The 14810-nt window shown below is 66.8% G+C and carries 13 protein-coding genes; 3 read left to right on the forward strand and 10 right to left on the reverse strand.

All coding sequences use genetic code 11. The features are described from left to right. Window positions 1-187 precede the first annotated feature (187 nt). The 9 genes from HG262_RS10130 to HG262_RS10170 form a co-directional block, all read right to left on the reverse strand. Window positions 188-613, reverse strand: a complete 426-nt coding sequence (locus tag HG262_RS10130; protein WP_248293316.1) for a CopD family protein — start codon at window positions 611-613, stop codon at window positions 188-190. Between the two features lie 96 nt (window positions 614-709). Beyond that, the gene (locus HG262_RS10135; RefSeq protein ID WP_169270895.1) at window positions 710-1612 is read right to left on the reverse strand and encodes a DUF2242 domain-containing protein; all 903 of its coding nucleotides are present in this window, start codon (window positions 1610-1612) and stop codon (window positions 710-712) included. A 102-nt stretch (window positions 1613-1714) separates the two neighbouring features. Continuing rightward, window positions 1715-2701 carry an ABC transporter ATP-binding protein gene (locus HG262_RS10140; protein ID WP_169270896.1) on the reverse strand — a complete coding sequence of 329 codons (987 nt, stop codon included), beginning with the start codon at window positions 2699-2701 and terminating at the stop codon, window positions 1715-1717. Then, on the reverse strand, window positions 2698-3756 hold the full coding sequence (locus HG262_RS10145; RefSeq protein ID WP_169270897.1) for an ABC transporter ATP-binding protein: 1059 nt from the start codon (window positions 3754-3756) through the stop codon (window positions 2698-2700). Before HG262_RS10145 ends, HG262_RS10140 begins: the two co-directional genes overlap by 4 nt. After that, a complete protein-coding gene (locus HG262_RS10150; protein WP_169270898.1) occupies window positions 3753-4649 on the reverse strand; it encodes an ABC transporter permease in 897 nt (298 codons plus the stop codon). Before HG262_RS10150 ends, HG262_RS10145 begins: the two co-directional genes overlap by 4 nt. Window positions 4650-4653: 4 nt before the next feature. After that, window positions 4654-5607, reverse strand: a complete 954-nt coding sequence (locus HG262_RS10155) for an ABC transporter permease (RefSeq protein WP_169270899.1) — start codon at window positions 5605-5607, stop codon at window positions 4654-4656. A 62-nt stretch (window positions 5608-5669) separates the two neighbouring features. After that, entirely contained in the window at window positions 5670-7337 is a 1668-nt protein-coding gene (locus HG262_RS10160) for an ABC transporter substrate-binding protein (protein WP_169270900.1), read from the reverse strand. A gap of 194 nt (window positions 7338-7531) precedes the next feature. Then, entirely contained in the window at window positions 7532-8806 is a 1275-nt protein-coding gene (locus HG262_RS10165) for a Zn-dependent hydrolase (protein WP_169270901.1), read from the reverse strand. A 55-nt stretch (window positions 8807-8861) separates the two neighbouring features. Then, window positions 8862-10238: an MFS transporter gene (locus HG262_RS10170; protein ID WP_169270902.1), complete on the reverse strand. Its 1377-nt coding sequence runs from the start codon at window positions 10236-10238 to the stop codon at window positions 8862-8864. 120 nt (window positions 10239-10358) lie between these two features. On the opposite strand from HG262_RS10170, the gene HG262_RS10175 reads away from it, so the two are divergent. From HG262_RS10175 to HG262_RS10185, 3 genes are all read left to right on the forward strand, one after another. Continuing rightward, window positions 10359-11342 carry an AraC family transcriptional regulator gene (locus tag HG262_RS10175; RefSeq protein ID WP_169270903.1) on the forward strand — a complete coding sequence of 328 codons (984 nt, stop codon included), beginning with the start codon at window positions 10359-10361 and terminating at the stop codon, window positions 11340-11342. A 103-nt stretch (window positions 11343-11445) separates the two neighbouring features. Further along, on the forward strand, window positions 11446-12543 hold the full coding sequence (locus tag HG262_RS10180) for an NAD/NADP-dependent octopine/nopaline dehydrogenase family protein (RefSeq protein WP_169270904.1): 1098 nt from the start codon (window positions 11446-11448) through the stop codon (window positions 12541-12543). Then, entirely contained in the window at window positions 12537-13547 is a 1011-nt protein-coding gene (locus tag HG262_RS10185) for a 3-hydroxybutyryl-CoA dehydrogenase (protein ID WP_211187136.1), read from the forward strand. Before HG262_RS10180 ends, HG262_RS10185 begins: the two co-directional genes overlap by 7 nt. A gap of 3 nt (window positions 13548-13550) precedes the next feature. Here HG262_RS10185 and ampC read toward each other — a convergent pair whose 3' ends face one another. Then, entirely contained in the window at window positions 13551-14726 is a 1176-nt protein-coding gene (gene ampC, locus HG262_RS10190) for a class C beta-lactamase (RefSeq protein WP_211187143.1), read from the reverse strand. Window positions 14727-14810 lie beyond the last annotated feature (84 nt).

A 14810-nucleotide genomic window follows, 5' to 3' on the forward strand; every position in this document is an offset into this window, starting at 1 on the left:
GGTCCGGCCCTGCGCGGCGCGCGCGCCCTGAATACCGATAGTCATGGTGGAATCGCCTCTGCGTCAATGCGGTGATGAGAGAGACGATTCTAGGGACGGCCCCGGCGGCCACGAACGAATACTTCGTTGAGTCCTTATTACGGGGATCTTTGGATATGGTCGGGCGGCATAAGCCGTCCGCGGCGGATCAGAACGGCTTGACGACGACCAGCGTCACGATGACGGCACAGGCGACGACGGTGATCGGCGCGTAGAAGTCCACCCCGGGCGGCCGCTTCGGGCTGCCATTGGCCATGCGGCGCAATGCGCCGCTCTGGATGCCCAGCAAGGCCGACAAGGCCAGCGCGGCGCCAACCTTGATCCAGATCCAGTTCATGGCAAACCAGCCAAAGGTCATCGCCAAATGCAGGCCGATCAGCCACGAGACGATCATTGCCGGCGTGGTTACCCAGAGCGTCCAGCGGCGTAGCGCGCCCAGCATCCTGCGTTCCTTCGGCGCGTCGTCGCCGTCTTGTGGCTGCGACGACAGCAGGAACAGCGAAACGAATAGCGACCCGACGATCCAGGTGACGACGGCCGCCACGTGGGCCATCTTGAGAAGTTGGTATGTCATGGCCGGCATTATCACCGCTTGCGCGCAACCTGAAGCGCCGAAAGCGGGCGCCGGGTTGCGCCAAGGCAAATCGGCGCCGCGTGATCGAGGCGTGGGTTAGTTGCCGGGAGCCGCCGCAGCCGGCGTCACAGCCGGCGTCACAGCCGGCGCCGCGGCCGGCGGGGTCGCCGACGCGGCAGACGTGGCGGGAGCCACCGTCGTGGTGCCAGATGACGGCCCGACCGCCGGCGTCAGCACCGGCTTTGCCGCGTCGGCTTCCGTATTGCCCGGCGCGGCCGGCGATGCCGCGTGATTCGGCTCCGCTGCGGCCGCCGGCTTGTCGCCTGCCCCGGAGGGTCCGTTCGCGACGGCCGGGTTCAGGGTGTCGGCAGGCGTGTCCGGCGCAACCACCGGATCGGCAGGCGCAGGAGGCTTGGGCGCGTTGGCGCGGGCCCGGGCGGGCGGCGGCACGTGCGGCGCGGCGGCCGCTTCGGCGTCCGGCAGGAAGCGCTGCAGCAGCTGGAAGAAGCCTTCGTAGAATTTCGGCCGCGACACGGTCTGGCTGGCCGTCTTTACCAATGAATCGTCGCTGGATCCGAACGGCATGGACACCTGGCCCAGCACGCTCACGCCCACGCTGGCGGAACTGCTGGTGCGCTTGATCGAGTAGCGGTCCTGCACGGCGTTGGCGAACACCGTGGCACGCTGGTTGGCACTGCCGTCCGAGGCGCAGTCGATATTGAAATTGATCTGGGTATGCAGCCCGTCTTCACCCTGGAAATTCTTGTGCCCCGACACCCGCGCCGGATCGAACCGGTCGATGTTGTAGCCCTGGCTCAGCAAAGCGCGGCGGCCCGCGTCGCAGGCGGTGGTACTGGCGGTGGGGAACGTGCGGGAAAACACCTCGTTCTGGGTGAAATCCTCTCGTTCGTAGGCCGGCTTGGGGGAGGTACATCCGGCCAAGACGGCCGTCAGGACGGCGAACAGCGGCAAAGCAACACGACGGGTAACGCAGGGCATAAGGGGTCCGGCTGGGAGCAACAGCCAGCATTATCGGCCAATAATCAAAACCCATATCAGGGACAGATTGCACCGGTGATACGTTGAAACAGGTTTGGCCGGCTATTGCGTCTCGGCCACCCGAATGCACCGCACCTCGTGCCCCGGCGCCACGGGCTCGATGCCGGGCACCGCCGCCTGGCAGCGGGGCTGCGCCAAGCCGCAACGCGGCGCGAACGAACAGCCGGGGGGCAAGGCGGCCAAGTCAGGCGGGGACCCCGGAATGGTTTCAAGTCGTTGCCCTTTGCGCATCGCGCCATGCGCCCTGCCCTTCAGCAAGGCCAGGGTGTAAGGATGACGGGGCGCGCGCAACAGGTCGGCGACGGTACCTTGCTCGACGATCCGGCCGCCATACATGACGGCGACGCGGTCCGCGATCTCGGCGGCCGCGCCGATGTCATGGGTCACGAACACGATGGACAGTCCCAGTTCACGCTGCAATTCGCGCAACAGCAGCAGGATCTGGATCTGGACGGTGGCGTCCAGCGCAGTCGTGGGTTCATCGGCCAACAGCACCTTGGGATTGCAGGACAAGGCCAGCGCGATCATGGCGCGCTGGCGCATGCCGCCGGACATCTCGTGCGGAAAGGCCTGCAGGCGGCGCTCCGGGCTCGGAATGCGGACCCGTTCGAACAACGACAAAGCCTGCGCGCGCGCCTGGGCGGCCGTCTTGCCCGTATGCCGGCGGACCATCTCTTCAATTTGACGGCCCACGGTGTAGACCGGATCCAACGCCAGCAGCGGTTCCTGGAACACCATGGACACCACGGGCCCGCGCATGCCCGCCAGCTCGCGCGGGCTCATCGCCAGCACGTCGCGCCCGTCCACCTGCATCTGGCCGCGGATGCGCGTGCGGCGCGGTGGATGCAGGCGCATCAGTGCACGCAGCGTCACGCTTTTTCCCGAGCCCGATTCGCCGATCAGCGCGACGGCCTCGCCGCGCCCCACTTCCAGGTTCACGCCATTGAGTGCATGCACGGTCTTCGCGCCGGCCTGGAAAGCGACTTCCAGGTTGCGGATACTGACGAGCGGTTGCGGGGCGGACGTCATGCCAGCGCTCCTGAAGCGGCGTAGCCGGAATCGGGTTGATGGATCAGGCAGCGCACGGCATGGCCGTCGCCCTGCCGCGTCATGGCGGGCGCCTGTTGCGCACAGATTGCGCGAGCCTGGGCGCAGCGCGTATGGAAGCGGCAACCCGAAGGCGGATCGATGGGATTGGGCGGATCGCCCGACAGCGGCGCCGATTCGGTGCGCTGCCCCGGCTCCATCGACGGCATCGACCGCAGCAACGCTTGCGTGTAGGGATGGCGCGGCGCGTCGAACACCTGGTCGACGGGGCCCAGCTCGACGACTTCGCCCAGGTACATGACCATTACCCGATCCGAGATGTACCGCACCACGTTCAGGTCATGGCTGATGAACAGGTACGTCAGCCCGAAATCGTCCTTCAGGTCCAGCAGCAGGTTCAACACCTGCGCTTCCACGGATTTGTCCAGCGCCGACACCGCTTCATCCAGGATGACCAGCCGCGGATGCAACGCCAGCGCGCGCGCGATGTTCACGCGCTGGCGCTGGCCGCCGGACAATTCATGCGGATAGCGGCCGGCAAAGCGCTGCGGCTCCAGGCCCACGCGGCCCAGCAAACCGCGCGCCACCGCGATGGCGTCGTTCCGGGCCGTGCCGTGCACCCGGGGGCCGAAGGCGACCGAATCTTCGATGGTCATGCGCGGGTTCAGCGACGAATAGCTGTCCTGGAACACCATCTGCGTCTGGCGCCGGAATTCCCGCAACGCCAGCGCGCGCGAGCCGACCGCCATGCCGTCGAACACCAGTTCGCCCTGGTCCTGCGCGATCAGCTGCATCACCAGCCGCGCCGTGGTCGACTTGCCGCAACCGGATTCGCCGACCACGCCCAGGGTCTCGCCCTTCTTCACGTCGAAGTCGACGCCGTCCACCGCGCGCACGGCGTTGCCGCCCCGCTTGCGCGACAACGGATCCCGTTTGAGCGGGAAGTGCTTGACCAGCCCGCGCACGCTCAGCAGCGGCTGGGCCGGGCCACCCACATCGTCGTGGGCGGCGCGAGCCGTTTCGATCAGTGCGCTCATTCCTTGACCTCCATGGCAGACCGCAGGCCGTCGGACAGCAGGTTGAACGACATGGACGTGATGAAGATCATCACGCCGGGCAACGCCGCCACCCAGGGTTGCGTATAGATCGCAGTGCGCAGCGTATTGAGCATCAACCCCCATTCGGGTTCGGGCGGACGCACGCCCAGGCCCAGGAACGACAGGCCGGAAGCCAGGATCATGGACACGGAGATCAGGCTGGTCGAATACACGAATATCGGACCCAGCACGTTGGACAGCACGTGCGCCCGCACGATGGTGAACGGCGATGCGCCCGAGGCCCGGGCCGCGTCGACATAGTCGCTGCGCCGCACCTGCGCGGTAACGCTCTCGGCCACGCGCACGACCTGCGGGATGAAGACGATGGTCAGCGACACGATGGCGTTGAAGATGCCTGCCCCCAACGTGCCCGACAGCGCGATCGCCAGCAGCACGGACGGAAACGCGTAGAACACGTCCACCACCCGCATGATCAGCGTGCTGGTCCAGCCCCCCACGTACCCTGCCAGGATGCCGATGGCGCTGCCTGCGGCGAAAGCCGCGATGACCGGCACAATGCCCATGAACAGGGACAGCCGCGCGCCCAGCATCAGGCGCGACAGCATGTCGCGGCCCAGCTCGTCGGCGCCCAGCGGATAGCCTTCGGTGCCGATGGGCCGCAAGCGCTTAAGCATCGACGCCTGGAAAGGATCGGCGGGAGAAATCCAGGGCGCCAGGACCGCCATGACGATCAGCGCCAGGATGACGGCGCCGGCGGCCACGGCCACGGGATCACGGCGCAAGCGGCGCCACACGTTGGACCAGTAGCCGGGCGACCGGGCGACCGGCACCGCAGCTGGCGCGGCCGCCGGGCTTGCAAGGGAATGGGTCATGCGATCAGCTCCTTTCGATGCGCGGGTCGAACAGGCCTTGCAGGATGTCGACGGCCAGATTCAGGACCACGAAGAACAGCGCCAGCACCAGGATCGTGCCTTGCAGCAGCGGCAGGTCGCGCTGGAAGATCGCGGCGTTCAGCAGGAAGCCTGTACCCGGCCAGGAAAAGACGGTCTCGATCAGGATGGAGCCGCCCAGCAGGTAGCCCAGCTGCAGGCCCATCACGGCCAGCGCCGTGGGCGCGCAGTTCTTGGCCACGTGCAGGAAAACACCCAGGTCGGTCAGGCCGCGCGCGCGCAGCCCGACCACGAATTCCTGCGACAGGGTCTCGGCCACCAGGGCGCGCACCGTGCGGGCGATGATGCCCATGGGGATCACCGACATGGTCACGGCCGGCAGGATCATGTGGCGGAAATGCGCCCAGTCCGCGGCCCATTCGCCCGAGCCGCCCGGCCCCGCGCCGGTAGGCGGCAACCACATCAGTTGCGTCGAGAACACGATGACCAGCACCATGCCCAGCCAATAGTGCGGCACGCTGACGCCGATGACGGACACGAACGACGCCAGGCGGTCCATGGGCGAGTTGCGGTAATAGCCGCCGACGAAACCCAGGAACGCTCCCACGACAAAGCCCAGCATCGTCGCCAGACAGGCCAGCCGCAAGGTATTACCCACCGCGTTGAGCACTTCGGCGGCGACGGGGCGGCCGGTGGCGATGGAGGTGCCCAGATCGCCATGCAGCGCGCGCCACAGCCAGCCCGCGAACTGCTCGATGAGCGGACGGTCGAAACCGTACAACTGCATCAGTTGCCGCTGCAGGTCGGCGGACGCGTCGGGCGGCAGGATCGACACCAGCGGATCGCCAGGCGCCAGATGGATCAACAGGAAACAGAGCAGCGCGACCCCCGCCATGATGGGCAGGGCGTACACCACGCGCCGGAAGATGTAGGACAGCATAGGCGTCACCGGCTAATGCGAGCAGGACGCCGCACGGCGCAGCGTCCTGCTCGCGTTCAACATCAATCCATCGACATCGTGGCGATATCGATGAACCAGCTCTTGGGCTGCACCACGCCCTTGACCTTCGGGGACATCGCGCGCGGCCCGACGTCATGCGCGATCCAGACGAACGGCGCCTCCTCCACCACGCGCGCATGCAGCTTGGCCAGCGCGGCGTCGCGTTCCGCGGGCGTGAAGGTCGTGCGCGCATCCTTGATCAGGCCGTCGATCTCGGCGTTGCCGAAGTAGCCCCAGTTGTTCGACGTGGGCGGGAAGGTCTTGGTGCTGACGAACCGCACGATCGCGAAGAAGGGATCCATGGCCGCGAAGCTGACGTTGATGGCGTCGCTGCCGTTGGCCGACGGGTCCTTCGCGCCCTTGCGCCAATTGGTGAACAGGGTGTTCCACTCCACCACGTCGAAGCTCACGTCGAAGTAGCAGTCTTTCAGATTCTGCTGCACTAACTCGTTCATGGGCAGCGGCTGCATCTGGCCCGAACCCGACGCGGAGGTCTGCACCTTGACCTTCACCGGCTTGGCCTTGGAGTAGCCCGCGTCCGCCATCAGCTTGCGCGCGGCGTCCGGGTCGTACTTGATGTCGAACTTGGGGTTGCCCCACCAGGGATGCCCCGGCGGGACGGTGCCCTTGGGCTCGGCCATCATGCCGCCCAGCAATTGCTTAAGCTCGCCCCGGTTCACGCAAAGGTTGGCGGCCTGGCGCACGCGCTGGTCCAGCCACGGGGACCCTTCCTTGAACGACAGTTGCCACGGCCACACGTGCGGCTGCTCGTTGGAATAGATGACAAAGCCCCGGGCCTTGATCGCCTCGAACGCGTCGGGCGCCGGCGCCTCGATCCAGTCGACCTGACCGGACATCAGCGCGGCGGTGCGGGAATTGGCCTCCGGCAGCGGCAGCATCACCACGCGGTCGATCTTCGGCCGGCGCTTCTCGTCCCAGTACGCGTCGTATTTGACGACTTCCAGCCGTTCACGCGGCACGAACTTGGCCATCTTGAACGGGCCGGTGCCCGCCGCGTCGGCCGCAAACGCGGCCCAGGCCTTCTGCGACCGCTCTGCCGCATCCGTCACGGACGCCGGCACCGCGGCCAGCTTCTTTTGCCACTGCGCAGGCGACGCCATGTACAGGTTGGTCAGATTGATCGGCAGAAACGAATCCGGCTCCGAGGTCTTGAGTTCCACCGTCAGGTCGTCGATCTTGCGGGCCGACACCAGCGTCGGCATGCGCGAGGCGGTCACGCCTACCTGGCTGGGATCGAACTGCGGCGCGCTCTTATCCAGCACCTTGCCCACGTTCCACACCACCGCGTCCGCATTGAAATCCGATCCGTCATGGAACTTCACGCCCGGACGCAACTTGAACACCCAGATCGTCTTGTCGGCGGCGTCCACCTCCCAGGACAAGGCCAGGCCCGGGATCAGCACGCTGGGCCCGTCCTGCTTGGACAGGTCCCATTGGGTCAGTCCGTCGTACATCGGAATACCGGTGAACCGGTTGCCCTCGAAGCCCTGATCGGGCTGACCGAGCGTGCGCGGAATGTCTCCCGCCGTCATGCCGATGCGCAGCACCTTTTCGGCACGCGCCATGGCCGGCGTGAGGATGGCGGCGCCTGCCGCCGTCAGCGCCAGCGCGGCGGCCAGGGATTTGATGCGGATACTCCGTGTCTGCATTGCGGTTCTCCAGGGTCACGTGCACAGACTTAGTACACAGAATTTGTATAAGCAAATTCTGTGCCATATGCAGGGCACTGGAGCCCCCAGGGCTTGGCCTGGGAAATGCAGTCAGGAACGGCGCGCGGCGCCGGCGGACGGCACCACGGCAGCGCAAGATGCGCCGACGTGGTGCGGGTATGCGCGCAAGCGGATCATGCCGCCACGCCGGCTTGCGCCAGCATGGCGCGCAGCAGGACGTTGCATCCTGCTTCCAGATGCTCGGGACGCGCGTCCTCGATCTCGTTATGGCTGATGCCATCCTTGCACGGGACGAAGATCATCGCCGCCGGTGCCACGCGCGCCAGGTAGACAGCGTCATGCCCTGCGCCGCTGACCACGTCCAGGGCGGACATCGACAAGGCCTTGGCGCCTTCGCGTACCGAATCCACCAGCGCGGGCGCGAACGGCTGCGGCGGGAAGTACACCACTTGATCCACCTGGGCGGTAACGCCCCGCGCCGCCGCTGCCGCCTCAGCCGCCGCGCGTAACGCGGCGTCCATCGCCGATAGCGTGGCGTCGTCGGCCGCCCGCAGGTCAACCGTCAAGCGCACGCGGCCGGGAATCACGTTGCGGGAATTGGGGAACACGTCCATCCAACCTACCGTGCCGCGCGCGTTGGGCGCATGCGCCAGCGCGATCTGGTTCACGGCCAGCACCAGCTCGGAAGCCGCCAGCAAGGCATCGCGGCGCAGCGGCATGGGCGTGGGGCCCGCATGCGCTTCCACGCCGGTCAGCACCACGTCGTACCAGCGCTGGCCCAATGCGGCCGTCACCACGCCGATCACGGTATCGGCGGCTTCCAGCACCGGCCCTTGTTCGATATGCGCCTCGAAGTACGCGCCCACCCCGTCCGGCTGCGCCGGAGGCACGGCGGCGGCGCCGTCATAGCCAATGCCGCACAAGGCTTCGCGCACACTGACGCCGTCGCGGTCCTGCTGCGACAATGCGTGCTCCAGCGTGAAGGCGCCCGCGTATACGCCGGACCCCATCATCACGGGCACGAACCGCGAGCCCTCTTCATTGGTCCACACCGCCAGTTCCAGCGGCGCGTCGGTCTGCACCCCCGCATCGTTCAGCGTGCGCAGCACTTCCAGCCCGGCCAGCACGCCATAGTTGCCGTCGAATTTCCCGCCGGTGGGCTGGGTGTCGATATGGCTGCCCGTCATGACGGCGGGCAAGCTGTTGTTGCGGCCCGGCCGGCGCGCGAAGATATTGCCGATGGCGTCGACGCGCACCTCGCAGCCGGCCTCCATCGCCCAATTGACGAACAGGTCGCGGCCTTGCCTGTCCAGGTCAGTCAGGGCCAACCGGCACACGCCGCCTTTTTCGGTGCCGCCGATGCGGGCCAGGTCCATCAGCGATTGCCACAAGCGCGCGCCGTCCACACGCAGGTCGGCCAGGGAGGGGGTTGCGGAGGCAAGCGTCATGGAAGTTCCTGTTCAGGTGACGGCCGCGGCGTGCGGCATCGATGCAGGCCATTTTTCACTGTGTACCAGCGCCCTGCAAGTGCGCAAACGCCGCGGCGTCCTCCAATGCCAGGCTGCGCCGGTAGCGGGCACATCCCGCCGCCAGCAACACGATGCACAGCACCGTCGCCCCTCCGACCAGGATGGACAGCGACTGCCCCACGGCCGCCGGCTGTTTGAACAGGCGGTCGGTCAGCAAGGCGACCGCCGTGGTCCCCAGACCCAGGCCGATCAAGTTCGAGATCAGCAGGAACAGGGCCGACACCTGGGCGCGGATCTGGTTGGGCGGCAGGATCTGCATGGCCGCCGTGGACGTGGGCATCGGGAAGGATGCGAAGAACATCGCGGGCAGCAGCAGGCCCACCGACAACCACAGGCTGTCCACCTGCGTGAAGGCCACCGCCGGCAGGGCCATGCCGACCGCGCCAATCACGCCAGCGCGCAGCGGCGCATCGCTATAGCCCCGCCTGGCCAGCCAGTCCATCAGCCAGCCGCCACAGAACACGCCCGCGGTATTGGCCACCAGCACCACCACGCCCAGCATGTAGCCCACCTCCACCGGCGACATGCCGAACTTCCGTATGTAGAACGCGGGCGTCCAGCCCAACAGCGCGAACAGCACCATGGCGTAGAACGAAAAGCCCAGGTAATGGCAGAAGAACGTGCCCCGGTGCCGGCCCAGGAAACGCGCGGTGTCGCGCAACGTGGGCTTTTGCGCCTGGCCGGCGGCATTGCGGCGCAGGCCAAGCCGCTGCGGATCGCGCACCGTCAACAGGATCAGCAGCGCCACCAGCAGGCCGGGTAGCCCCACGATGAAGAACGTGACCTGCCACGGCCGCATCGCGCCGATCCACGGCACCACCACGATATCCACGCTTTTCAGCAGGTTGATCACGTAGCCACCGATCAGGAAGGCCATGCCGCCGCCGATGAACGACCCGATCGAATAGATGCCCACCGCGCGCCCCAACCTGTCGCGCGGGAACATGTCGCTAAGCATGGAATAGGTGGCGGGCGACAAGGCGGCTTCGCCCACGCCCACGCCAATGCGCGCCAGGAACATCTGCGCAAAGTTGCGGGACAAGCCACAGGCCGCGGTGGCCAGGCTCCAGAACGCCACCCCGATCGCGATGATCTTCGGGCGCGAATAGCGGTCGGCCAGCAAGGCGATGGGAATGCCCATGAAGGCGTAGAACAAAGAGAACGCTAAGCCGTGCAGCAGGCTGAACTGGGTGTCGGACAACTGCAGATCCTGCTTGATCGGCTCGATCATCAGCGCCAGGATCTGTCTGTCGACGAAGGAAAATATGTACGCTAGCATGCAGATCACGACGACGTACCACTCATAGGCGTAGCTTCGTCCTGCCTCTTGCTGCCGGGTGGCGTCAGTCATGTTGTTCCCTTGGAGTGTGCCGGGATCGGACTGCGTCCCGTTTGTCCATCTGTTGTAGGTCTTTGCGCAAACCGGCTCTATACGCCGGACGCAACGACTGTTCCCACCGCGCAGGAAAGCATGTTCAACGACACCTATCCGCTGAACCGCCATTGCTTGCTGGACTCGGGCAACGCCACCGAGATCAAGGACCAGGTCAGCCAGCACCTGTGGTCGCACCGCATGTGCGTCGCCCAGGGGAAACCCTTGCAATCGCGGCTGTACGGCGTGTTCTTCGGCAGCGCGGCGCTGTTCGACCTGCACTACGGCGCAGAGGTTGAAATCGACGCCGGAGACATCGCCAGCTATTACCTGATCCGCATCACGCTGCAAGGGACGGGCCTGGTCACGCTGGGCAAGCGCCGCGCCCCGATGCGCGAAGGCGGCCTGACGATCTCGTCGCCGTCGGAACCCAGCGTGATCAGCATCGGGCGGGATTGCCGCAACCTGATCCTGCGCGTGGAACGGCAGGCGCTGGAACAGCAGCTGCAACGCCTGCTGGACCGGCCGATCCGCCACGCCCTGGTGTTCGACCTGGAGGTGGACGCCGACGCCCCCGGCCTGGCCGCCGTGCGCGAAACGCTGGACTACCTGTGCCGGCTGTACCAGCATCCCGCCATCGACGGCGTCACCCAGACGCTGGCCGCGGGCTTTTCCGATTATCTGCTGGCCTTGCTGTTGACCCAGCTGCCCCACAACTATTCGGCGCAACTGCGCGCGGACCGCCGGCAGCCCCTGCCCCAGCATGTGCGCCGGGCACGCGAATACATCGAGACGCATGTCGACGAAGCGATTTCGCTGGCGGATCTGGCCGCGTATTGCGGCGTATCGATCCGCACTCTGCAAAACGGCTTCACGCAGTTCTTGAAGCAAAGCCCCAGCGACTATGTGCGCAACCAGCGCCTGGCACTGGTCCATGCGGCGCTTGAAGCCGCGCGCACGGGCGACAGCGTGACCGACATCCTGCTGCGCCATGGCGTGGCGAGCTTCGGACATTTCGCCACGCACTACCGCAAGCGCTACGGCTGCCTGCCGTCGGACACCTTGCGGCGGCATCGCGGATAGGCCCGGCCATTCCCTTGCCGGATCGGAACGGCGCTTGCGCGTTTAGCGCAGCCCCCGCAGGTCACCGTCGCTAGGATCAAGCTTTCATAGAAGGAGCTTGATCATGCGAATCAGCGTCATAGGCGGCGGCCACGGCTGCTACGCGGCGGCGGGCGAGCTGGCGGAGAAGGGGCACGACGTGCGCTGGTGGCGGCGCGACGGCGCGGCGTTCGAAGGCTTGCGTGACGAGGGCGCGCTGACCCTCACCGACTACCGCGGCACGCGCCGCGTCCCGCTGGGCCACGGGTCCGGCCAGTTGCAACTGGCCGACGCCTTGGGCGACGCGGTGGCCGATGCGCAACTGCTGGTCATCCCGTTGCCCTCCACGACGCACGACGCGCTGGCCCCTGACTTGGCGCCGCTGTTGCAGGACGGGCAGGTGGTATTCCTGCCGCCGGGCACCTTCGGCAGCTACCTCTTCGCCCGCGCGCAGAAGCACGCCGGCAACCCCGCCCGCGTGGCCTACGCGGAAACCGGCACCCTGCCCTACCTGGCCCGCAAACACGGCAACGCCGTCGTCGTCAGCGGCTACGCGACGCGCCTGCCTACCGGCGTGTTTCCCAGCCGCCTCTCTGAAGAGGCGCTGGCGCTGCTGCGGCAGGCCTACCCGGCCATCGAACCGGTCGAAGACGCCCTGTCCGGCGCCCTGATGAACGCCGGCCCCATCATCCACCCGCCGCTCATCATGATGAACGCCGGTCCGCTGGAACACTTCGACAAGTGGGACATCCACAACGAAGGCACGCAGGCCTCGATCCGCCGCGTGACCGATGCGCTGGACGCCGAACGCATCGCGATCCGCGAGGCGCTGGGCTACGCCGCGCCGCACTTCCCGCTGGCCGATCACTACGCCAGCGAAGGCGACGAATGGATGTACGGCCGAGGCGCCCACGGCAAGCTCACCGACAGCGGCGACTGGCGCGAAACCATCGACCTGCACACCCACCGCTATATGCTGGAAGACACGCGGCTAGGGCTGTCGTTCCTGGTGTCTACCGGTCGGTGGGCGGGCGTGCCGACCCCGGTGGCGCAAGGCTTGCTAAGCGTGGCCAGCGCGATCACCGGCCGGGACCTGTACGCGGAAGGCCGCACGTTGGAACGCCTGGGGCTTGACCGCCTGTCGCGCAGCGGCATGGCCGAACTGCTGGCGCAAGGATGCTGACCATGGCCGACAGAATCTGCGTAATCGGCGCCGGCCGCATGGGCGAAGGCATCACCTTGTCGTACCTGTTGGCCGGGCGGGACGTGACGCTGATCGACATCAAGCCGCGATCATCGGCTGAACAATCGGAGCACGACGCGCGCGTAGCGGCCAACCTGCGGCGCGAGCTCGCCACGCTCAGCCGGCTGGGCCTGTTGGACGCCGCCCAGACGGACGCCGCCATGCGTCGCGTGCGCCTGTGCCGGCGCGACAACGCCATGACAGACCTGCGGGCGGCGCGCATCGTATTCGAAGCCGTACCGGAACGGCTCGACGCCAAGCGGGACGCCTTCCAGTGGTTGGGGCAGACATGCGCGCCGGACGGTGTCATCGCTTCCACCACGTCCACCTTCCTCGTCACGGAACTGGCCGAACTGGTGCCGCACCCCGAGCGTTTCCTGAACGCGCACTGGCTGAATCCGGCCGCCTTGATCCCGCTGGTGGAAGTCAGCCGCGGGCCGACGACAAGCGACGCCGCCCTGGAGCAGTTGTTGGACACCTTGCGCCAGGCCGGCAAGGTGCCGGTGCAGTGCGCGCCGTCCGCCGGCTACATCGTGCCCCGCATCCAGGCCCTGGCCATGAACGAGGCCGCCCGCATGGTGGAGGAAGGCGTCGCCAGCGCCGAAGACATCGACACCGCCGTGCGGCTGGGCTTCGGGCTGCGCTTTTCGGTGCTGGGATTGCTGGAGTTCATCGATTGGGGGGGTGGCGACATCCTTTATTACGCGTCGCGCTACCTGGCCGCCGAAATCGGCCCCCGCTTCGCCTCGCCAGACGTCATTGCCCGCAACATGGAGGAAGGCCGCAACGGCCTGCGCGACGGCCAGGGCTTTTACGACTACGCCGGCATGGACGTGGACGCCTACAAAATGGAGCGTCTCGGACAGTTGTGCGAGCGGCTGGACGTGATGGGATTGCTGCCGCGCGCGGGCGGCGCCCCTGCCGCCCCTGAACCCCGGCGCTGACGCTCAGCGCAGTGCTTCCAATATCCGGTAAGCCAGCCTCACCCGGGCCTCGTTCGGATAGTTCTTGTTGGCCAGGATCACGATGCCCATCTTCCTGGCCGGCACGAACGCCACATACGCGCCGAAGCCGTTGGTCGATCCGGTCTTGTTGATCCACACCGCCTGCTGCGGCGCAAGCGGCGGATTCAACGCGGTCGCCGGATGGCTCTGGCTATTCAGCGTGCCCGCGTTGGCCGTCAGCAGTGCGTCCAGCGCGACAGGATAGGCCAGTTGTTCCCACGCCAGGTCCTGCGTCATATCCCCGATCCGGTAGTAGCCCACATGGGTGCGCGCGACGGCGCGCTGGATGGCCGAGTCGCCCGACGTATCCATGTTGGCCTCGACAAAACGCAAGAGATCGCGCGCGCTGGTCTTCACGCCATAGGCTTCTGCCGCCAGCACGCCGGGATTCACGCGGACCGGCGCATCCTGCTTGTTGTAGCCCTGCGCGTAGTCCCCCAACGCGTCGGCCGGCACGTCGATGTACGTGTGCGTCAGACCCAGTTTCGGGAACAGCGTTTTTTCCATCGCCTGCGCGAACGGTTGGCCCAGGCTTTTGGCCGCCACCACGCCCAGCATGCCGATACTGGGGTTGGCGTAGGTGCGGTGCGTGCCTGCCGGGTACTGGGGCGTCCAGGCCTTCAGGTAGTCCATCAACTGCGCGTCGTTGCGCACGGCGTCGGGCACCTGCAGCGGAAAGCCCCCGCCCGTGTGCGTGCCCAGATGGACGAGCGTCAGCTTCCCGAAAGCGGACCCCTGCAAGACGGGCAGGAACCGTGCCGGACTGTCGTTCAACGACAACTTGCCCAGCACTTCCGCATAGGCCGCCAAGGTGGCGGTGTAGGTCTTGCTGATCGAGCCCACCTCGAACAGGGTATCGCGGCTGACGTTGGCCTGCGTCTGGCGCGACGCCACGCCGTAGCTGTAGAACTGCTGCCGGCCGTCCCGGGTGATGGCGATCGCCATGCCGGGCACGCCGTATTCGCGCATCACGGCCTGCGCGGCGTCGTCGATCGTGCGGCCGGCCTCGGTCGGGTCCACGGGATGCGTCGGCGCGGCAAAGACCTGCGAGGCGCCTGCCGCCAGGGCAAGAAACGCCAGCCCCGACAAGGCAAGGCGCCGGGTCCGCTCAACGTTCAATCTCATGATCCTATTCCTTCATTTCGGGCTGCTGTTGATCGCCCGACATAGTACTTACCCTGAATCCAATCCGACAAGAACTTG

This window comes from Achromobacter sp. Bel, from assembly GCF_012928505.1.
GTDB lineage: Bacteria > Pseudomonadota > Gammaproteobacteria > Burkholderiales > Burkholderiaceae_B > Achromobacter.

Coding starts and splice junctions, on each gene's coding strand:
- HG262_RS10130 (WP_248293316.1), bottom strand. CDS start 613: ATGACATACCAACTTCTCAAGATGGCCCACGTGGCGGCCGTCGTCACC.
- HG262_RS10135 (WP_169270895.1), bottom strand. CDS start 1,612: ATGCCCTGCGTTACCCGTCGTGTTGCTTTGCCGCTGTTCGCCGTCCTG.
- HG262_RS10140 (WP_169270896.1), bottom strand. CDS start 2,701: ATGACGTCCGCCCCGCAACCGCTCGTCAGTATCCGCAACCTGGAAGTC.
- HG262_RS10145 (WP_169270897.1), bottom strand. CDS start 3,756: ATGAGCGCACTGATCGAAACGGCTCGCGCCGCCCACGACGATGTGGGT.
- HG262_RS10150 (WP_169270898.1), bottom strand. CDS start 4,649: ATGACCCATTCCCTTGCAAGCCCGGCGGCCGCGCCAGCTGCGGTGCCG.
- HG262_RS10155 (WP_169270899.1), bottom strand. CDS start 5,607: ATGCTGTCCTACATCTTCCGGCGCGTGGTGTACGCCCTGCCCATCATG.
- HG262_RS10160 (WP_169270900.1), bottom strand. CDS start 7,337: ATGCAGACACGGAGTATCCGCATCAAATCCCTGGCCGCCGCGCTGGCG.
- HG262_RS10165 (WP_169270901.1), bottom strand. CDS start 8,806: ATGACGCTTGCCTCCGCAACCCCCTCCCTGGCCGACCTGCGTGTGGAC.
- HG262_RS10170 (WP_169270902.1), bottom strand. CDS start 10,238: ATGACTGACGCCACCCGGCAGCAAGAGGCAGGACGAAGCTACGCCTAT.
- HG262_RS10175 (WP_169270903.1), top strand. CDS start 10,359: ATGTTCAACGACACCTATCCGCTGAACCGCCATTGCTTGCTGGACTCG.
- HG262_RS10180 (WP_169270904.1), top strand. CDS start 11,446: ATGCGAATCAGCGTCATAGGCGGCGGCCACGGCTGCTACGCGGCGGCG.
- HG262_RS10185 (WP_211187136.1), top strand. CDS start 12,537: ATGCTGACCATGGCCGACAGAATCTGCGTAATCGGCGCCGGCCGCATG.